Here is an 18,428-nt window from a genome sequence, read left to right on the forward strand (position 1 = left end):
TCTCAAGCCATTTCTGATGTTGGTTGGCGCAAGTTTCTTAACATGCTGACTTATAAATCCAAGCTATATGGCAAAGAGTTCATTACTATCGACCCCAAGTACACTACGCAGAGATGCCATCAATGTGGCACGATCATGGGGCATAATGGCTATCGCAAACTTAGGCTGACTGATCGTGAATGGGTTTGCCCAATGTGTCAGACTCACCATATTCGTGATTGGAATGCAGCGATCAATATTATTGAGAAGGCACAAGGCATTTGGAGCAATCCAATAATCAAAAAGAAAAAAGTAGCCTAAAAAGGCAGTAGTCCGTTGGCAACTCACGGACTCAAAAGGCTTTGATAATTAGGCGACCTCTATCGCTAATAGTTGCGAGATTATTAGTGACAAGCCGAGCCTGTATCTAAGCAAGTTGGTGTTCTGGTTAGTGCAAGCTAACGAGCCACCAAGCCCCAGAATTTATTCTGGGGTAGTTGACATGAGCTTTATGACATTATGTATGATCATCCTGATCCCAATGGTTGGTGGCCGGGACGTTCTGATTGGCAGGTAATTTGGTCAACAGTCTTGATCCAAAACACTAACTGGAAAAATGTAGATAAGGCTTTAGACTCCTTATATCAAGCGACTGGCTTCTTACCTGCTAACATTTTGGACATGAGTGATGAAAAATTGCAGCAAGTAATTGCCCCCGCTGGTTCTTATACTCGTAAAGCACAAACAATTAAAAACATTGCGCTTTACTTTAGAGATCGTTTTAATTATGATCTTGAACTAGCTCAACAGCAGAATAAACAAGACTTGCGTAAAGAAATCTTGGCTATTAAAGGAATTGGACCAGAGACAGCAGACGTAATCTTAATGTATGGTTTGCGTAAAGGTGAATTTGTAGTTGATCAGTATTCGCGTAGACTTTTTGCATGCCTGGGTTGGCGAGATGTCCCACCTTATGAGAAAGCAAAAAAGATCATTGAAGAAAATTTAACTGATTTTACTCTGCGTAATTATCAAAATTTTCATGCAATGATCGATATGTTTGGACAAAAATATAAGTTGCCAAAGCAGTTTAATGAATCATTTTTGAAAGATTATTATTTAATGACACCTAATCAAGGTAAATAATATGCAGACTATTTTTACATACCACTCACCCTTGGGCAAAATATTATTAGCTAGTGATGAACGAGGATTAATTGGTTTGTGGTTTGCAACTAGCAAGTACTATGCAGATATTTTAAACGATGAGGTAAAAGTGGGTTCTGATGAATACATCAAATCTGCTCAAAAGTGGCTTGATCAATACTTTACTGGACAAAAGCCTGATTTTATTCCTCAATTACATTTAATTGGGACTACCTTTCAAAAGGGAGTTTGGCAAACTCTTCTACAGATTCCTTATGGACAAACTTTCACATATAAACAAGTTGCGCAATCGGTCGCAAAAGATCCACATCATTTACCTATTCGCGCAGTAGGCGGTGCTATAGGTAGAAATCATATTTCTCTAATGGTTCCCTGCCATCGTGTAATTGGATCAAATGGCAACCTAACGGGTTATAGTGCAGGAATAGATAAAAAAGTAGAATTATTAAAATTAGAAAACATACTATAATCTAAATTATGTAAAAAAAGGCGAGACATCTTGTCTCGCCTTTTTATTCATCTTCAAATAATTTATGTGGACCATCATTAAGAGAAACTTTTGGAAATTCTGTTTCTTGTGACTTAACTTTATCCTCATCTGCTAATTCAGCTTTCATTAACTCATCTTTTGCTTTGTTAGAGGTACTTTCTAAAAATAAAGTTTTGTTTTCTGTATCCTTTTCAGCTTCACGCTTTTTATGATCTCTTTTATAGAAATAAATAGAGCTTGCAACCATAGCACTTACGGCACCAATACCTGCACAAATCCAACCTAGTTTACATTTCATCATAATATCACCTTTTTCTATAAAAACCATCACTTTTATATTAATAATTATATCTGATACTGTAATTAAACTCATTTTTTATGCTTACGACCAATTATTTCAATTTTATACCGAATAATTTAAAAATACGGTTTTCTCAGGCAATATCTCATATAATTCAAAATGAAAGGAGAAAAAGATGAAATTTAAGCTTTTAATAGAACCTAAAAAAGAAGAATTAGTTCAAGCACAGGTACACCAAGAAAATGAATTTACAAATAAGTTAAAGTTATTTGTATTAACCAATGGTAATTCTAATCAAATTGCCGCATATGATGACAAAGATTTAATTGCTTTATCTTTCGATTAAATCGTTTTGATTACGATTATCGACAATAAGATTTGGGCTATTTGCAGCGATAATAAGAAATACCAAATACGAAAACGAATTTATCAGCTAGCAGGTGAGTTACCTAACAACTTTTGGAGAATTAATAAATCAAGTATAGTGAATCGCTATCAAATCAAACGTTTTAAGGGAACTAAATCAGTTGGTGTAAACGTAATTATGAAAAACGGATTAACAGATTATATTTCAAGAAGATGTTTTTCAAAAATTAGAAAGGAGTTGGATTAACATGAAACGGTTCATTAAAGATTTTATTTTACGAGGATTAATCGCTGCAGGTTTTGGCCCGCTTATTTTAGTAATAATTTATTATGGTTTTCAATTAACAGAAAATGTAACCAGTCGACCAATGACAGAAGTAAACATCAATATTCTATCGACCCTTTTCATGGCTTTCGTTGCTGGCGGAATTGGAGCTGTTTTTAAAGTTGAAAAAATTCCTCTAGGCATCGCAACGTTAATTGATGCAATTGTAATTTATCTAGATTACCTTTTCTTCTATTTAATAAATGGCTGGATTCTTGTTAAGGCAACCCCCTTATTTATCTTTACTATTATCTATATTATTGGATATATAATTATCTGGCTAATTATATATAAAAAGTGAAATCTCAAGTTAAAAAGATTAATCAGAAATTATAAAGAGGATTTTCCTTGTTTAGTAGGAAAATCCTCTTTTCTATAATTCCTTTACCATATTAAAACTACTTACATTATCAGGATCAGGGATATCATCACTAGTCTTACCCTCGTTTACAAAGCCTCGCTTTTCATAAAATGAAAATAACTTCGGCAAGCAAGTCAAAGTGACCGCTGTCCTATTTTGCTTCTTAGCAATCTTAGACAATTTATCTAATAATTTGGTAGCTATTCCTTGCTTTCGAAATTCCGGACTAACTGCCAGACTTAAAACTGTTTGATATTGATCATCTTTACGATTAAGATGATTTTTAAAATAGATTTCATCTTCAATATAGCGCTTATTAAATGCTGGACCAAAAACATGTCCTACTACTTGATGATCAATTTCTGCTACTAAAAAAGTATCAGGATAGTTTTCAATTCGCCCGATCATATCTTTTTGAGTCATTTCTTGACTCATCTCAAACGTATCCGATTCAATAGAAACTACTGAATCCAAATCATTCATAGTTACTGATCTAATTATTAAATTCAATTTTTATCTCTCTTCATTATTATTTTTATCTTTTCTGATATATTCGTTCATGAGTTTAATCGGAAAAGGAAGAACCGTCAAATTTTTAAATTTAACCCAAACAACATCCATAGATTGTAAAAGCTGCTGCATATCTAGCAATTGCGACTTATTATCATCGTTTAAACATTCAATTTTTCTAACAACTGAAGCTACCGACTCTTTGGACTGCATCCCATTTCCAATAACTCCCACATTATAATATAGTTGATTTTGTGTGTAGAAATAATTCAAATTGATTAAACCGGCTAAATATTTATTTCTAGCCTCTTTGTTACGATATGCTAAAGTGCCTTTTTGATTATTTGCCGCTTCATATAATGATGGCGATGGTATTGTTTTTAACGAAGTTTTGCTTACAGCATAGTAATTTTCATTTTGTTTATCTAAAATAATGTAGTCGTAAGCGGTCGTTAATTGATCGTTTCGTTCAATAAATAAATCATTCAAGAAAAACGGATCTTTAAAATTGGAAGTAATTACTTTAATTTGAAAATTAGTTCCATGACTCGTAAATTCTAGAGTTTGATTGCTTTTAGGATAATATTTATAAAAAGCCAAACTATCTAAGTCTATCCCAGTATTCAATGGTGAGAAATCTTGCATCTCTAAAATTGCTTTTACAGTCAATTCTTTAACTGCATTGATTAATGCGCTATCAATTACCGTTCCACTTTTATGCAGTACTCCTTCAATTGTTATATTTTGAATAATTTCAGCTTGATTTACGTAATACGTATCTTCTTTATCTTGGTTATCTTTTTTCGAATAGTAACCTAAATTGTGAATTAATGCTAAATTGTAATGACTACTTGTTTGACTGGGCTTAATTTTTATTGACAAGTTTTGACTAAAAAAGTCAGATATAGTTTTTACTGCTGATAAATTTTCTTGCGTTCGATCAATTAATGTAATTTCTTTATCTGACCAAAATGACTTAATTTTTTCTAATAATTTTTCTCCCCTTTTTTTTTGATTAACGCCTTGATCATAACTCTCAGTTTGGATTTCTCTAAATTTTAATTTGTCAAAATATTGCGAGTAATGCTTATTCAATTGATCAATTAAATAATACATAATGCCACTTTTACTAGTTAAAAAGCTAGTTCTAGCTTATCCAACTTTACCATTAAGATAAAAGAAAGGTGTTTGATCTGGCTTCAGATTTTTATGGGTAGGATGCATTAAATACCAATCATTTTCTTCTCCGTCATGGTAACAATTTGCCATTTGTTTGATTGTGCTTTCTTGCAAATTAATCTCATAACGTGGACTGCGACCCCATGACTTTATATTTTTAATTAATTCTTGAGCTTGGTTTTTTTGATAATAGGATAGTTGAGTAAATGCTCGCGTTTGAATATTAATTACTAGATTTTTACTAAAGCTTACTTCTTCAAATTTTAATTTTTCATTTTCTTCTGTGTTGGTATTAACATACAATTTTCCCAATAAATTACATCCCTTAACTGTAGAGAATACTTGTAGTTGAATTAATAGTAAGTTTAATATGATATTTGTTTCTACTTGTGCAAAATCACGCTGCTCAATTTTACCTATAGTCTCATCTAGTTCTGTTAAGCCACGCTTTAATTCAAAAATATTGGTTTTACCTTTATCCGTAAGGATATAAATTATGTCTTTGTTATTTTCTCTGATATAATTTACGGCCTTAATTACTGGTAACTTCTCTTGGTTACGGTTAAGTAAGGAGCGAGAGATATATTTACGTGTGCAATGTACCGCGTATAAATCAAAATCTTGATTTAGCTGATCAATCTTAAAATGCGGATCTTCCAATTGATTTAGATAAATTTTATTTCTTACTAGTGTCATTCCGTACCACCTTATCTAATAAGTCTTGCAATAATGCATTATCAATTTCACCATTATGTCTAAACAAATGAGGATAGTAATAGATCTTTTTTTCATTAATTTCGTTTCTGATTCCGCTATTTCGATAAGCATTTTCTTTTTCAAATTCGTAGAAATTAATAATCACGGCTGCATTACCTGTGGAATCATTTAATTTATTTTGAATATGCTTTTCGACATCTTTTGCAAGTACTGTAGTCCTACGTGAATCGTAATTCTTCATATCGACATATAGAATTCTCTGATCGTTTAACTTTAAAAATCCGTCAAAGCGTTCAAATTCATTCTGGGATAATTCCCTCATTTCATGGAAATCTAGATGATACTTCTGACAAATTAAAGCAAAAATCTCTTCTGAAATAGCTGCTTTATACAAATTGTTAAATGCGGCAGGCGTTAATAACCACTGACTCTTTTTACTAAAATCTAAATCATATTTTTCTCTTAGTAATGCTTGTTTTATCCATGAATTTTGCTTAAAAATTTTATCTAAATATTTAGCATATTTTTCTAGATTTAGACTAGTTAATTGGGCATTAATAGGTACTTGTTTTTGGAATTTTAAGTAATCTAATTTTTGTTGAGCTTTTCCCTGCTCATAATCAATCAAAAGCACGTTTTTGAAATCAGGATCTTCCTCTTGATCGTGATAGTAATAGTATTTTGCATCTGGTTTAGACAGTCGATAATAAAATCCTTCGACTGTCTTACGTAAATGATCTGGTATTTTAGATAAAGTGCTAATTCGAGGATGTTTTACAATCCATTCCCGCATTTCTACCCACTGATATTGCATAGTTTCACTTAAAGAACGCAATTTATAAGCACGTTTGGCTAAGAAAACTGCACCACTATTAATTAAAGCTAGCTCTTGCTTTTCCTTAATCGTTGCTAAACGATCTTGATACTTTGGATTTGAGGATAATCTATTTTTATTTTGCTCAATTAAGTCTTCAATCAGCACGTTAGTTCGTTTATGGCTTAAATAATCCCAGTCAATTTTATTTACAAAATTATAGTCATACTGGATTAGCATTTCTTTATTTTTGATATTTGTTCGACAAAGACGCCCTGTTATCTGTTCTAACTCTGCTGCAAGAGCATCCTGTGCAGGTAATAAGTCCCACATGCCATTACCTGATATTTTGCCAAAGTATTTTTGTAGTCTTGTTCTAACATCACGGAAAGATAAATTAGTTTGATTTGAATCGTATAATTCAAATTGTTCATAAATAATATGTCCTGCTCTGATTTTGAAATCATCTAAATCCTGAGTACCATTATTATTTGGATTTTCAAACATATGAGTAAGTGATTCTATATAAATTCCTGCAATATCAATAAATGGTTCATTCAAGTTGACAAAGCGTTGATCAATAATTGCAAAATCATGGCTATGTTTTTGATAATAGTCTTTATCTAGAAGATATTGAAGATTGGTTCCACGACCAAGAGCTTGCTTATTAGTAAGCATGATTTGAAATTTTCCTTTACCCCATGTTTCTTTAACATCTTCTATTTCTTGACGATTTTGTGAACTAATCACTTTGAATAAATCATCTGGAAATGGAATATTTAAGATTTCAATAGCTTCTTTTAACCAATTTAATTCGTCGATTCGTATTATTGCATTGGTATAGATGATGAATGCATTATTTGTAGAATTTTTTTGATTTAACTGCAAAAAATTAATGATTGCACTTAATAGACGTATTTTACGTTCAAAATTAAAATGAGTATTACTAATTTTTGAATCAGCATCTTGGCGTTCGGCTTCACATAAAAACGGTGCATCTGGATCTAATCCGTTGCTTACGCGATTAGCAATCAAACGAGCAGGATATTTATTCAAAATTCGTTCAAGTTGTAATTCTGTTGGCTCTAAATGATTTTCATCTCTTAACAAAGTAGCTAAAGCTTGACTAAAAGTTTGTCCACTAATCATCAAGTTTTTTCCTGTCAACCTAGTGTCAATTTTTACTTTGCTTTTAATTAATTGATTTCGTTTTCTATTTTCTAAATCAAGTACCTCTTGCAATTTTGTAGGAATTTCTAAGAAGTTAACTATATTATTTTTTACCCAATTTAGATCAAAGTTTCCTAATGGTGAGGGGTTTAAACTGGTTGATGATAATAAGATCGTCCTCATTTTATTTGCTACACTGGCAAGAATTTGTTCTGGTGTTGTCTTCTGTTGGTAGACACGAAGCTGGCCATTATTGTTAGCATCTTCACTTACAGTTAAATCAAATAGACGAAATCCAGAAGCATAGATGGTCTGATCATCTGTAAAACTTGCTTTAATATTTGGTAATTTTAAATTAAGTGCTTTATCCAAATAATTATCAATGAAGTATTTTGCTAACCTTCCTTCAGCATTAGTAGGCTGCAAAATCACGTTAACGATTTGCAAGTGTTCTTCTGATAACTCATAAACATTATGCAATTTTTCAGGATCAGTAATTTTTTTATTCAGATTTATCTTGAATTCATGATAATTTCTGGCGATTGAATAAGTCGTCTTTGCAATATAATGCAATAACCGAGTAAAGGAACTAGTTACTTTACTTAATCGAAATTCTGGATGCGTTTCGTAAAATTTTTGATCTATTGTAATCTCGTTAACAAGACGTTGAGAGTTAAATTTCCATACCAAATATTTTTCATCTTTTTTCAAGCCAAACAAAAAACTGCTTTTACCTGTGTTAAATAGAAATTTGTTAGTATTATCTCCCAAAAGTGCAGGATCAATTTTTAATGGGGACTGTAAATGATACTGATCATATGTCTTCTTGATCACTTGATAAAGTTGCTTAATTCTGGTTTTATTTGTTTTTCCAGAGGGGTCTTTGGCGTCTATGATTATTCGTTCCATGCGTCCAATAGCTGGCAAAATATTGGCGTAAAATCTTCGAATTAGAGTTGGCATATCTTCAACATCTTTAGACCCCATCTCACTTTCGATTAATTTATTGGTCCAATTTGATTTAATCTTATCTGATTCATCTAAAAAGAGAATAGGTGTCTGACTATTTTTAAAAGTCAAATCCCAATAATTGTCTTCATTTCCGATGGCTGTTTTATATGGGAAAACGAATTTATCCGCAGTCATGATCAAAACGTAATAACGACTGAGATCAGTATCTTTAAATAAATCACATATCCAAGGCGCCTTTTTAATTAAATAATTTAGCTGTTTTTGTTTGGTATTAAGTTTTATTTCTTCTTTTTGCGCCAATCTTTTTAAATCGTAATAAATTGTGCGTTTTAACCGAGAACTTAATTCTCCGAACGTATCATTTTCTTGTTTAACAAAGATATATTGTTTTGCAATTCTTTTTAGTAAAACAGTAGTATCTTTAAACGTCGCAGTATTTTGATCAAACCAGCTGCTTAAATAATCGTTGGCTAAAGTTTGATCATTTTCATAATCAGTCTTAGATAATAGTTCTTCTAGGAAATGTTTAACTTGATCAGGTACACTCTCAAACAGTAGAATTCTGCTTTCAAATTCAGGTAACTTTTCCTTTAAATCATGGAAAAATTCATTTCTAGTTTCAATTCCAGAAGTAACCACAAAAATCTTGGGTTTTAACTCAAGGTCCGGAATTTTTTGTAAAATCTCAGCGATTTTTTGAATCACTGCATGTGTTTTACCTAATCCAGTTGTTTGTTCAATTACTGATAGATACGTCCCTTCTTTTTGAGATAAAAGATAGTCTAATGCCTTTTTAGTAGAATTGGATTCGACTTTCATTTTTTCTTCTCCTTAATTTAAATATATAAATTGGAGGTCCTCCTTGTTTAATCGCACATGTGTTCACGTGTCATTATATCAAACGCCTGTTCAAATGCAAAAAATTTTATAAAAAAACGATTATGTGATATACCACATAATCGCTATTGATATAAATACTTCGATCCTTCTGTAATCGATAGTTTAGCCATTCTATCATAATTTTCAGCAATAAATTGTCTTACCCATTCTGAATTTGTCTTAGAGTAATCACGTAAGGCCCATCCTATCGCTTTGTTAATGAAAAACTCTTGACTGTTCAAATTATTTTCGATGATCTGAGCAAGTAAGTCAGTGTTCATTTTCTTTTTACGTAACAATTGATGTTCTATTGCTACACGTCTTACCCAAAAATCAGAATCTGTTGACCACTCAAGCATCAGTTCATTAATTCTTGCATCTCGTAAGCCAAGATCACCAATAGGCTTAATTAGACTATCGACTGTATCCCACCATTGTTTAGTTCTGACAAAACGTTCAATTCTATCAATATCGTTATAAGTAAGATATTTTTTCATTGCAATTAAATATCACAAACAAAATATTGCATCTCTCGATATTGATCTTCCCAAGCTCGATTTAATAGATTCCAGTCTATTTTATTCTTTTTCTTTTCTCGCAATAAAAAATCGTGATAGATCTTTCGTCGCTCGGGTGTATCCAAACCATAAAATTTAAACTGATTTCGCATATAACCTGCTAGTTGTTGTGCTTGTTCAGAATTAACTTTTTCTTCAAAATTCGCTTTTAGTTCTTGATAAAACAATTTGAACAATCCTTTTTTCTACTACCATAAAAATTCAACAATTTTATTAATTACTTGATCATTATTAGGCAAACTGCCATGATCAGCTTTTACTCCAGTAAACTTGATCGCTTGATATTTACTACCAGAAGTTAAATATTTCAATGATAAAGCAGAAGCTATTTCAACTACTCCATCCCCGCCATTGCCGATATCTCCATAAATATTAAGAATCTTCACTTTATTTGTTTTGTAAGCTGGACGAGCTTTTAACATTTGCTTGTATGTTTGATTCATTTTATTTGGTTTGCCATTTTTATCTAGTTTTAACCCTTTGGGTTGACGGAAGCTTGGCGGCAATTCTTGGAAATATGCTCCATCGTAATGCCCTGCTATGCTCACTTGTTTAACTAACCGTGGCATATTTTTCTTTTGACCATTTTGAATCATGTAGTAAATTATCGCAATATTGCCTAAAGAGTAGCCAATCATATTAACTTTATTGATATGGTATTTCTTCTGCAAGGCTTTGACTACGTTGCTAGCATAAATTCCATTACGTGAAAAGTCAGGTTGTGTATTGTCCTTGAAATTGACTTCAACGATTGGATTTTTAGCATTCTTTTTAATCCTGCCTTTTAATTTAACTTTTCCTGTCTCATCTACATTTGCACGAATTACACTATTTGTTTTACCAGCTTCTTTAGCAGCATCGACTAACGGCTTTTCATTCTTATAACTACCCATTAATCCGTGAAAATATAATGTAGGAGTATCTTTAAATCTCGGTTTAGGCTTAACCATAGTGGTTTTGCTTTTATGTACTTGCTTTTCTTTTGAACTATTATTGCAAGCTGCCAGTAAAGGTATCAACAATAACAACATGATAAACAGATGATTTATTTTTCTCATTTTTGACTCGATTCTATTTTGCTTTATTGACTAAATAATCTCAGATTTGTGTTAAAAAAGTCAATTTTTCGATTTTTCCTTTTATTTTGATCATATGTTTGGTATATTTTATACGAACACAAGTTTTTTAGGAGGGGGCGAATGAGTAATTTAATTAAAAAGCTATATCATCAACTTGTGCTTATAAAGAGCAATGTTCGACCTTTATTATTTTTGTTGATGAGAGTATTTCATACAAGAAGCAAGATGATCAGATGACTACTGATAGGTTTATTGCTGCCTTTTATATGATAGATGCTCAAAGAATGCAGGCATTAAATCAGCTTTATAAGGAGATTTACCCTAACAATAATAAACGAGAGAAAAAGAGTAATTCCGTTTCTGATAGAATCAATCGGAAAGCCTTAGAAGTGGCTAAGCCCTTTTTAACATCAGCTTTGATATTAGAACGTCCAGCTTGTGACCTTAATCAATTTACAGATATTAAAGAACTGATGTTTTTGTCACTAGAACTTCTATCATATATTCATCCAATTAAGACGCTTTTACTGGAACTTAAAAAATGCATCAATTCTTCACAAATTAAAGTATATGTTGTAATTGATGAGACCTCACAAAATCATGTTGATCCATGTCTTTTATTAAATTGAACTCTGCTACAGGATATTGCCAAGAACATTAGTGATGAGGAGGTTAAGTTTGAGGTTAATTATTATACTGAAAACAGTCGAAAAAGTTATGGTATCCAAGTTGCTGACATGTTGGCTGGAGCCTATCGTAAAGAAATGGTATATCAAAATCAAATTGATGCAAATCTCATTCCCTTTCCTTATCATCGTTTGACCTTAACTTCTGATTTAAAAGAAAACTCAAAGTTCTTAGAAACATTAGGCTATGGTGTTTATAATAATCAACTGGCAAAAACACAAATTATTGAGCCAAATAGTAAACGTAATTCACTAATTATAGTCCAAAGCGTAATTAACTCAATAAAGAAATTAGTTAAGAAAAGAAAACAAATCAGACAGGCTAAACAAGTTGATCATTTTAAAAGATCGAATCAGCTACTCTTAAATCTAAGCACACTTGATAATAAGAAAAAGCGGCAAAAAGTTATCGCTCTTTGTAGTAAAATGAACAAAAAATTGTGCCAATATGCTAAAAAATCAAGCTTAAAGCCACACAACTATGTGGTAACGTTGAGCAAAAAAGTAGATTCTAAACATTACCAAAAGACTTTAAAAAACTTACGCAATAACATCAAGCAATTGAACAAAATATGTCGAGAGTCAAAGTCACGTAATAATATCATTCTTGAATTAAAAGTGTTTAACAAAGAGATTAGTAAATACTGTTAAGATAAAATTTGAACAGATAGCAAACATTAAGGAGATAAAAATGACAAAAATTGGAGTAATTGGTGTAGGACAAATGGGTAGTGCTATTATTAAAGGACTAAAAAAAGATGCAACGAATAAAATAATTGGAGAAAATCCAGTTAATCCCCGTGTCAGTAGATTAGCAGAAAAACTAGATTTTAAATTAGTCCATGCAATACATGATTTAATCAACTTGGATCTAGATTATGTATTTTTAACTACTCCAGCTAAGATTACACTTCAAATCATCCCTGAACTAATTAATCTGGACGCCAAAACCACCATTATTTCTTCGGTAGCTGGTGTTGGGTATAATAATTTGGAAAACATTTTACCTAATCATTCAATTATTAGAATCATTCCTAATACTCCAGTAGCGATTAACGCTGGCACTATTGGATTGTTTATACCAGCTAATATCTCTAAAATTAATGCTGTGAAAATAACTCATTTTTTAGAACAACTAGGAGATGTAATTTCTGTTAAAGAAGATCAATTAAGCATTGTAGGGACTATTGGTGGCTGTGGTCCTGCCTTTGTGGATGTTTTTCTTGATGCGCTTGGGGATGCTGGCGTTCTGAATGGTCTTCCTCGTAATCTAGCTAATCAGTTAGCTGCCAGCATGGTTAAGGGCTCTGCTACTTTGGCTAGTGATAGTAAAATAGCCCCTGCTTTATTGCGTGATCAAGTATGCTCACCCGGTGGAACTACTATTAAAGGTGTAACTAGCTTAGAGGCGAATGGCTTTCGTCATGCTGTAATCGAAGCTGTTAATCAAGCAAATCAAAATTAAAAAATGGGCGGAAAATTCTCCGTCCATTTTTAGTAAGTAATTATTTAGTTTTTACCTAACCAATGCATATTTTGATGATTCTTTTTACGCCAGATATATTCAATAATAAAACTAATCACTAATAAGAAGATGACTGCAATCCAAGTTAAAATTTCACCATTCATGATAGTTTGAGCAAAAAGCAATGCGAATAATACTAAGTTAAGAATAACAGCAATTACTAATAAAAAGCGGTTAGCTCCCGTGTGTTTTACCAAACGCAAATGTCCTACGTTAACCATAGCATGTACAAGCAAAAATGCTAAACTTGCCATTTCTCCTACTGATGATAATGGGAAGATGACTACAAAAATACAAACTAATAAGCTAGTAAAAAATAGCCCCGTGTTTCACCAAAGTGAGTCATTGCTCCAAATTTAGGTGGAATTTAATCTATTTTAGCAATTCTTATGCCCAAATTTTCACAAAAGTTCAACAAATCTTAAAAGCAAGAAAGGAAGAATTTTCAGCTATAGATCTATATTGGGATAACTTTAACCCAGCATATGATGCGCGTGAACTTTCCTTATTTAAAGCTGGTAAAACCAGTGATCCTAACGTTAAAAAATATCAAAAGCTTTTGAAAGAAGCTAATCGCCGTATCTTTATCTTCCCAGTTTGGTGGAATGATACCCCTGCAATTATTAAGGGCTTCATCGATAAAGTCATGAAAAAACAATTTGCATATAATGTTGGTGCTACTGGTGTCATTAGGCATTTAAAGAATATTCAGCGTGTTGAAGTAATGACGACTCTACCTCACCCACCTGGTATTTGAAAATGTTCTGCGGTAGTGCCATTAAAAGTGTTTTCATCAATTCAACCTTGAAACAATTAGGGATGAAACATATCAAATGGTTAAGCTTTGGCAATATTGATAAAAGTTCTGCTCAAAGAAGAAAACAATATTTAGAATCATTAGTCCAAAGATCTGAACAAAAGCACGTTACTAACTAACCAGTAACGTGCTTCTTTCTATTTTGCTATATCCAATCTCACTCTGTGATCCGTCACCTGCTCAATGAAGTATTCGTCATGTTCAATCAACAGCATGGCAGGTTTGACCTTTTTCAATAATTCAATCAGTTGATCTTGATTGAAAACGTCTAGATAATTTGCTGGTTCATCCCATAAATACAAGTCGGCTGGTTCAACTAGAGATTTAGCCAGTGCTACTCGTTTTTGCTGTCCCATACTCATCTCTTCAATCGGTGTCACAAAACTTGCTCGTGGAAAGCCCATCTTTTTCAAATTCTTTAGTAATTCCTCATAAGAAATTTTATGTTCATATGCAAAATTGTGTAAAGTGCCATGATATTCTGTAAAATTTTGTGGCAAATATGAAATCGATAAACCATTTGCTAGTTCATACTTACCTTGATAAGTGACTGAAAATGGTTTATTTAACAACATTTTCAAGAAAGTCGATTTGCCAGAACCGTTCTTTCCTTCAAGAGAAACAATACCGTGATTTTTAACCACTAAATTTAGATCTTTAAATAAATTTTTACCATCTATTTGCAAATCAAGATGTTGCGCTTCAAGTAAAGTCGAATGGTAATTAGATTGAAAATTCATTGTCAGTTCTGGAATATCTTCAATGTTAGTCATCAAGCCTTGTTTTGCTTGAATATCATCGTTCATTCTTCGTTCAACATTTTTGGAGCGCTGCATTACTTTAGCAGCTTTATGACTGTAAAAGCCCTTATTAATATACGCATGAATTTCATTAGAGTGAGCCTTTGCGTTCTTTTGATTTTCAGATTTACTTGAATATCCCTTTAGACGCAAACGACTTTCATTCAATGTACGAATCTCGCCTTTCAGCTTCTGATTCTTCTCGCGGTTAAACTGATCTCTTTTCTGCTTCGTATCTTCATATGCAGTAAAGTTTCCCTGGTACAAATGAATCTCCGTATTTTCAATCGCCAAAATATGATCGGTTACTTGATTCAAAAAATCACGATCGTGACTAACCACGATATAGCCCTTTTCATGCTTACCTAGATAATTACTAATCTCTTTTCTACTGTCTTCATCTAAATGATTTGTAGGTTCATCAATTAAGGCAAAAGAATCTTTATCTGTAAAAGACAATGCAAGTAAAACTTTAGTTTGCTCACCACCACTTAAAGTATTAAACGGCTGCCATAACAAGTTGGGGTCGACATTCATTAAATTCAACTCACGTTCTAATTCCCACTCTTCGAAAGCAACCTGCTTCTGTAACTCATATAAGGTAATATTCTTTTGATTCTCAACTTTAATTGGATAATATGAAAAACTTAGCCGAGTTTGAATTTCGCCTAGACCATGTAATTTTCCACGCAGCAAGTTCAAAAATGTTGTCTTACCACGTCCATTTCTGCCCACAAGTCCTAGTTTCCAAGTACTATCTAAGTTTAAGTTCAATTTATTAAAAATATTTTCACTGCTATCATCATATCTGAATGATAAATTTGAAATTCTAATGTTGCTCATAAAATCGCCTCGTAAAAAAGAGCCTACACTTCCGACAAGTGCAGACTCTCCTTCAGTATTTTACGCATAGAAAAAGAAGGTATCGCCTATCCTTAATCTTGTCAAAAGTGCATAGTCTCTCCGTCATAAATCTGGAATAATTATTCAACTATGCTTGAATTTGCAAGATTAAAGACGCAATGGCGACCCTTCTTTCCATAAAATGAATTTCAATTGATGAAATTAGAATAACATGAAAATATTAGATTGGCAAGTTGTTTTGGATACTTTGATACTATTTATCCTTCTATCTTTTTACCATCTTTATATTTTCTTTTGGCATTGATTTTTAGCTTTTTTACAATATCTTCACCTAAGTCACTACCTAGCATTTCAGAAATTCCTAAGAGAAAAATTGCTACATCAGCTAATTCTTCATTTATGTTGTCATGATCGTCTTTTAACCATGCTTGAAATAATTCATTAACTTCACCATACAGTAAAAGCAACTCAAATTTTACATCGGTAGTATTGAAACCATGATTTTTCTTATTTTCGATAACTACTTTTTGTAATTTCTGCGTATCAATAATCGAACTAGCATTCCCCTTTATCTTTTTACTACGTCATTCATCACAACTTCTAGTTCATCTTCCAAACTCATGTCAATCGTGAATTTCTTTTCGGGAATAAAACCAATATAATCCTTCTCTAGCCACCATGAACGCATTTTTTCTTCGCCAAAAGAAGAAATATGCCGTTCTTGATGCCTTTTCATTGTTTCTTCAAAAGGAATGTCAAAATAATAGGCATTAATTCTGTCTCCAAATAATTCTTTTGCTTTCTTAAACACTGGAGCATACCACTTAACATTCAAGATTCCCTCTAAAATTACGTAGTCACAATGCTCATGACCATACCCCAATAAATCCATCAACAAAGAGATTGCTGGATTATCAGCTCCATCTTTTGCATTTAACATTTCTCTTCGAACTGTATCTTGAGGAATGAGTAGAGTGTTTTTACCTATTTTCTTTTGAATTTGCTTAGATAAAGTAGTTTTGCCACTACCCGAATTACCTCTAAGAATGATTAAGTTGGACATAAGACATAGTACCTCCTTCTTAATTAACAGCATCTTTTATTGTTGCATCCCTATCAAATTCATATTCAAATCCTCGGATAGTCACTATCGGAACCATATTGCCTCTTTGTCCCATCAGCAATCCAGCGGAAGCAGCAAGCATATCACAGATAGTTTCAACATTAATTTTTCCGTTACTCTGAGTTTTTCGAAGACCATTTATTCCATAAAGCCCAACTTTGAACACGTTCAAATTAGTGCTGTTTCTACAACTAGTTCATCACAAGCAATTAAAGGCAAAAAGTTTGATGTAACTCAAGTACTTAATATGCAATATGATGAAGTAAAACATACTAAAGGTGTCAACTTTGTTGGAGAAAAGGGCATGACTTATAGTTTTATTGCCTTTAAAGTTGGAAAATGGGATGAAAAACTAGGTAAAAATGTTCAAAATCCACATGCTAAGATGAATAATCTGTCTTTACGAAAAGCTATGCTTCATGCAATGAATATCGATCAAGTCAACCAGAGATTCTTCCGTGGATTAGACTACCGCGTTAATTCATTAATTCCTGCTCAATTTGGTAAATTTCATGATGCTAAGGTTCCGGTTTATTCCTCTAATTTAGAAAAAGCAAATAAATTATTAGATCAAGCTGGCTATAAAAAAGATAAGCAAACAGGATATCGTCTACAGCCTAATGGAAAAAAGTTAACTATTAATTTAGCTGTTCACGTTTCAGATATTAATGTAGAAGCTTTATGGACAAACTATATTCAGGAATGGAAAAAGATTGGTTTGAAGGCTGAGTTTTTAACAGGACGTCCAATGGGGTTTAATAATTGGATTAATGCAATTAAATCAAGTGATCCTAGAATTGATGTTTTATCTAATGCTTGGGATCCATCAGGTGATTCCTCTCCTGCTGTATTCTATGAAGAAAAAATGCCTTATAATTTTGCCCTCTTTGTTTCACCAATGAATAAATAAATTATTAGATGAAATTGATTCTAAAAAAGCATTTAATGAAAAATACCGCGTGCAGAAAATGCATGAATGGCAACAATGGATGTATAAAAATGCATATGTCGTACCAACAATTGGTACTTATTCAATCACTGCAGTAAATTCAAAAATTACTGGATGGTCGCTTAAACCTTCAGCTGATGTTTGGTATGAAGCTGGTTTTAGCAAGAATTAATAAACCTACATTATAATCCAATTATAAATATTCTTCCCACCGGAGAACAAACTTGTAAGAGCAATTGATACACTTCATTAGGTCTTTGAAGAAGTGTATTGGTTGCTTTTTTTAGTTTTAGAAAGTAAAAAAGATAACGTGGATTTACTTAATATTAGCAGGATTATGTGAAGTTTGGTGGGCAACAGCAATGAAACTTAGCGATGGATTTCATCAGATTGGCTGGTCTATTATCACTATCATTGGCATGATAGCTAGTTTTGCAGGCTTAATTATTGCTTCGAAGCATTTACCTATTGGAATCGCCTATCCTGTTTGGACGGGTATTGGTGCAGTGGGATCTGTAATTGTAGGAGTTGTTCTTTTTCATGACCAGATGAATTGGCTTACCTGAATATTTGTAATTTTGCTTATTATTTCTATTATCGTAATAAAGATTTCTACATGAAAATAGCATAAAAATACTCTGCAACTAACAGCTTTTGCTTAATAGTTACAGAGTATTTTTTTATTCAATTTAATTTATTAAACAATCTTATCGTAGCCTAAGAGACTGTCAAATCTTTTGTGTAAATAGTTCTTTCTCGCAAATTGATTTTTTAATT

Annotated in this window: 21 protein-coding genes and 3 pseudogenes; 12 read left to right on the forward strand and 12 right to left on the reverse strand. The window is 32.3% G+C overall.

The window, feature by feature from the left end; genetic code table 11:
- From FC37_RS03690 to FC37_RS03700, 3 genes are all read left to right on the forward strand, one after another.
- Positions 1-300 (forward strand): RNA-guided endonuclease InsQ/TnpB family protein (locus tag FC37_RS03690; protein ID WP_156400655.1); only part of this gene is annotated, 300 nt, incomplete at its 5' end.
- Between the two features lie 198 nt (positions 301-498).
- Positions 499-1,125 (forward strand): endonuclease III domain-containing protein, encoded by a 627-nt coding sequence (locus tag FC37_RS03695; RefSeq protein ID WP_025006370.1) that lies wholly within the window; start codon positions 499-501, stop codon positions 1,123-1,125.
- Position 1,126: 1 nt separating this feature from the next.
- The gene (locus FC37_RS03700; RefSeq protein WP_025006371.1) at positions 1,127-1,615 is read left to right on the forward strand and encodes a methylated-DNA--[protein]-cysteine S-methyltransferase; all 489 of its coding nucleotides are present in this window, start codon (positions 1,127-1,129) and stop codon (positions 1,613-1,615) included.
- A gap of 43 nt (positions 1,616-1,658) precedes the next feature.
- Here FC37_RS03700 and FC37_RS03705 read toward each other — a convergent pair whose 3' ends face one another.
- On the reverse strand, positions 1,659-2,009 hold the full coding sequence (locus tag FC37_RS03705) for a hypothetical protein (protein WP_236697267.1): 351 nt from the start codon (positions 2,007-2,009) through the stop codon (positions 1,659-1,661).
- A 103-nt stretch (positions 2,010-2,112) separates the two neighbouring features.
- Between FC37_RS03705 and FC37_RS03710 the strand changes: the two are divergent.
- Together FC37_RS03710 and FC37_RS03715 are read left to right on the forward strand one after the other, a co-directional pair.
- Positions 2,113-2,550, forward strand: a pseudogene (locus FC37_RS03710) (LytTR family DNA-binding domain-containing protein).
- Position 2,551: 1 nt separating this feature from the next.
- Positions 2,552-2,964, forward strand: a pseudogene (locus tag FC37_RS03715) (DUF3021 domain-containing protein).
- A gap of 37 nt (positions 2,965-3,001) precedes the next feature.
- Here the strand turns inward: FC37_RS03715 and FC37_RS03720 are convergent.
- The 6 genes and pseudogenes from FC37_RS03720 to FC37_RS03740 all read right to left on the reverse strand — a co-directional run bounded on the left by FC37_RS03720 (position 3,002) and on the right by FC37_RS03740 (position 10,866).
- Complete coding sequence (locus FC37_RS03720) at positions 3,002-3,499, reverse strand: GNAT family N-acetyltransferase (protein WP_025006373.1); 498 nt, start codon at positions 3,497-3,499, stop codon at positions 3,002-3,004.
- 3 nt (positions 3,500-3,502) lie between these two features.
- Positions 3,503-4,615 (reverse strand): hypothetical protein, encoded by a 1,113-nt coding sequence (locus FC37_RS03725; RefSeq protein ID WP_236697268.1) that lies wholly within the window; start codon positions 4,613-4,615, stop codon positions 3,503-3,505.
- A 36-nt stretch (positions 4,616-4,651) separates the two neighbouring features.
- Complete coding sequence (locus FC37_RS10705; RefSeq protein ID WP_236697269.1) at positions 4,652-5,374, reverse strand: hypothetical protein; 723 nt, start codon at positions 5,372-5,374, stop codon at positions 4,652-4,654.
- Entirely contained in the window at positions 5,355-9,170 is a 3,816-nt protein-coding gene (locus FC37_RS03730; protein ID WP_056945493.1) for a hypothetical protein, read from the reverse strand. Before FC37_RS03730 ends, FC37_RS10705 begins: the two co-directional genes overlap by 20 nt.
- Before the next feature lie 143 nt (positions 9,171-9,313).
- Positions 9,314-9,975, reverse strand: a pseudogene (locus FC37_RS03735) (DNA alkylation repair protein).
- 21 nt (positions 9,976-9,996) lie between these two features.
- Positions 9,997-10,866, reverse strand: coding sequence for an alpha/beta hydrolase (locus FC37_RS03740; protein ID WP_056945494.1), 870 nt, complete (start codon positions 10,864-10,866; stop codon positions 9,997-9,999).
- Positions 10,867-11,120: 254 nt separating this feature from the next.
- On the opposite strand from FC37_RS03740, the gene FC37_RS03745 reads away from it, so the two are divergent.
- From FC37_RS03745 to proC, 3 genes are all read left to right on the forward strand, one after another.
- Positions 11,121-11,516 carry a hypothetical protein gene (locus tag FC37_RS03745; protein ID WP_025006376.1) on the forward strand — a complete coding sequence of 132 codons (396 nt, stop codon included), beginning with the start codon at positions 11,121-11,123 and terminating at the stop codon, positions 11,514-11,516.
- Between the two features lie 108 nt (positions 11,517-11,624).
- The gene (locus FC37_RS03750) at positions 11,625-12,224 is read left to right on the forward strand and encodes a hypothetical protein (protein WP_056945495.1); all 600 of its coding nucleotides are present in this window, start codon (positions 11,625-11,627) and stop codon (positions 12,222-12,224) included.
- 40 nt (positions 12,225-12,264) lie between these two features.
- Complete coding sequence (proC, locus tag FC37_RS03755) at positions 12,265-13,038, forward strand: pyrroline-5-carboxylate reductase (protein WP_025006378.1); 774 nt, start codon at positions 12,265-12,267, stop codon at positions 13,036-13,038.
- 44 nt (positions 13,039-13,082) lie between these two features.
- Here the strand turns inward: proC and FC37_RS03760 are convergent, their stop codons facing one another.
- Positions 13,083-13,352, reverse strand: coding sequence for a hypothetical protein (locus FC37_RS03760; protein ID WP_025006379.1), 270 nt, complete (start codon positions 13,350-13,352; stop codon positions 13,083-13,085).
- A gap of 83 nt (positions 13,353-13,435) precedes the next feature.
- Here FC37_RS03760 and FC37_RS03765 point away from each other — a divergent pair, with 83 nt between their 5' ends.
- Positions 13,436-13,855 (forward strand): NAD(P)H-dependent oxidoreductase, encoded by a 420-nt coding sequence (locus FC37_RS03765; protein ID WP_236697270.1) that lies wholly within the window; start codon positions 13,436-13,438, stop codon positions 13,853-13,855.
- 197 nt (positions 13,856-14,052) lie between these two features.
- Here FC37_RS03765 and abc-f read toward each other — a convergent pair whose 3' ends face one another.
- The 4 genes from abc-f to FC37_RS11035 all read right to left on the reverse strand — a co-directional run bounded on the left by abc-f (position 14,053) and on the right by FC37_RS11035 (position 16,784).
- On the reverse strand, positions 14,053-15,558 hold the full coding sequence (gene abc-f / locus FC37_RS03770; protein ID WP_025006380.1) for a ribosomal protection-like ABC-F family protein: 1,506 nt from the start codon (positions 15,556-15,558) through the stop codon (positions 14,053-14,055).
- A gap of 278 nt (positions 15,559-15,836) precedes the next feature.
- On the reverse strand, positions 15,837-16,130 hold the full coding sequence (locus FC37_RS03775; protein WP_025006381.1) for a MazG-like family protein: 294 nt from the start codon (positions 16,128-16,130) through the stop codon (positions 15,837-15,839).
- Between the two features lie 17 nt (positions 16,131-16,147).
- A complete protein-coding gene (locus tag FC37_RS03780) occupies positions 16,148-16,642 on the reverse strand; it encodes a kinase (protein WP_025006382.1) in 495 nt (164 codons plus the stop codon).
- Between the two features lie 19 nt (positions 16,643-16,661).
- Positions 16,662-16,784, reverse strand: a complete 123-nt coding sequence (locus tag FC37_RS11035) for a hypothetical protein (RefSeq protein ID WP_236697271.1) — start codon at positions 16,782-16,784, stop codon at positions 16,662-16,664.
- On the opposite strand from FC37_RS11035, the gene FC37_RS10715 reads away from it, so the two are divergent.
- From FC37_RS10715 to FC37_RS03795, 3 genes are all read left to right on the forward strand, one after another.
- The gene (locus tag FC37_RS10715) at positions 16,749-17,612 is read left to right on the forward strand and encodes an ABC transporter substrate-binding protein (protein WP_236697272.1); all 864 of its coding nucleotides are present in this window, start codon (positions 16,749-16,751) and stop codon (positions 17,610-17,612) included. The two genes, FC37_RS11035 and FC37_RS10715, sit on opposite strands and share 36 nt — an antisense overlap.
- A 58-nt stretch (positions 17,613-17,670) precedes the next feature.
- Complete coding sequence (locus FC37_RS10535; RefSeq protein WP_201779643.1) at positions 17,671-17,823, forward strand: hypothetical protein; 153 nt, start codon at positions 17,671-17,673, stop codon at positions 17,821-17,823.
- Between the two features lie 133 nt (positions 17,824-17,956).
- Positions 17,957-18,217, forward strand: coding sequence for a DMT family transporter (locus FC37_RS03795; RefSeq protein ID WP_051519018.1), 261 nt, complete (start codon positions 17,957-17,959; stop codon positions 18,215-18,217).
- Positions 18,218-18,428: the final 211 nt, after the last annotated feature.

This window comes from Lactobacillus gallinarum DSM 10532 = JCM 2011, assembly GCF_001434975.1.
Lineage (GTDB): Bacteria > Bacillota > Bacilli > Lactobacillales > Lactobacillaceae > Lactobacillus > Lactobacillus gallinarum.

Bases quoted from the DNA above. Each gene is read 5' to 3' on its own strand.
- FC37_RS03695 (WP_025006370.1), top strand. From the start codon at position 499: ATGTATGATCATCCTGATCCCAATGGTTGGTGGCCGGGACGTTCTGAT.
- FC37_RS03700 (WP_025006371.1), top strand. From the start codon at position 1,127: ATGCAGACTATTTTTACATACCACTCACCCTTGGGCAAAATATTATTA.
- FC37_RS03705 (WP_236697267.1), bottom strand. From the start codon at position 2,009: ATGAGTTTAATTACAGTATCAGATATAATTATTAATATAAAAGTGATG.
- FC37_RS03725 (WP_236697268.1), bottom strand. From the start codon at position 4,615: ATGTATTATTTAATTGATCAATTGAATAAGCATTACTCGCAATATTTT.
- FC37_RS10705 (WP_236697269.1), bottom strand. From the start codon at position 5,374: ATGACACTAGTAAGAAATAAAATTTATCTAAATCAATTGGAAGATCCG.
- FC37_RS03730 (WP_056945493.1), bottom strand. From the start codon at position 9,170: ATGAAAGTCGAATCCAATTCTACTAAAAAGGCATTAGACTATCTTTTA.
- FC37_RS03740 (WP_056945494.1), bottom strand. From the start codon at position 10,866: ATGAGAAAAATAAATCATCTGTTTATCATGTTGTTATTGTTGATACCT.
- FC37_RS03745 (WP_025006376.1), top strand. From the start codon at position 11,121: ATGACTACTGATAGGTTTATTGCTGCCTTTTATATGATAGATGCTCAA.
- FC37_RS03750 (WP_056945495.1), top strand. From the start codon at position 11,625: ATGTTGGCTGGAGCCTATCGTAAAGAAATGGTATATCAAAATCAAATT.
- proC (WP_025006378.1), top strand. From the start codon at position 12,265: ATGACAAAAATTGGAGTAATTGGTGTAGGACAAATGGGTAGTGCTATT.
- FC37_RS03760 (WP_025006379.1), bottom strand. From the start codon at position 13,352: ATGGCAAGTTTAGCATTTTTGCTTGTACATGCTATGGTTAACGTAGGA.
- abc-f (WP_025006380.1), bottom strand. From the start codon at position 15,558: ATGAGCAACATTAGAATTTCAAATTTATCATTCAGATATGATGATAGC.
- FC37_RS03780 (WP_025006382.1), bottom strand. From the start codon at position 16,642: ATGTCCAACTTAATCATTCTTAGAGGTAATTCGGGTAGTGGCAAAACT.
- FC37_RS11035 (WP_236697271.1), bottom strand. From the start codon at position 16,784: ATGCTTGCTGCTTCCGCTGGATTGCTGATGGGACAAAGAGGCAATATG.
- FC37_RS10535 (WP_201779643.1), top strand. From the start codon at position 17,671: ATGCATGAATGGCAACAATGGATGTATAAAAATGCATATGTCGTACCA.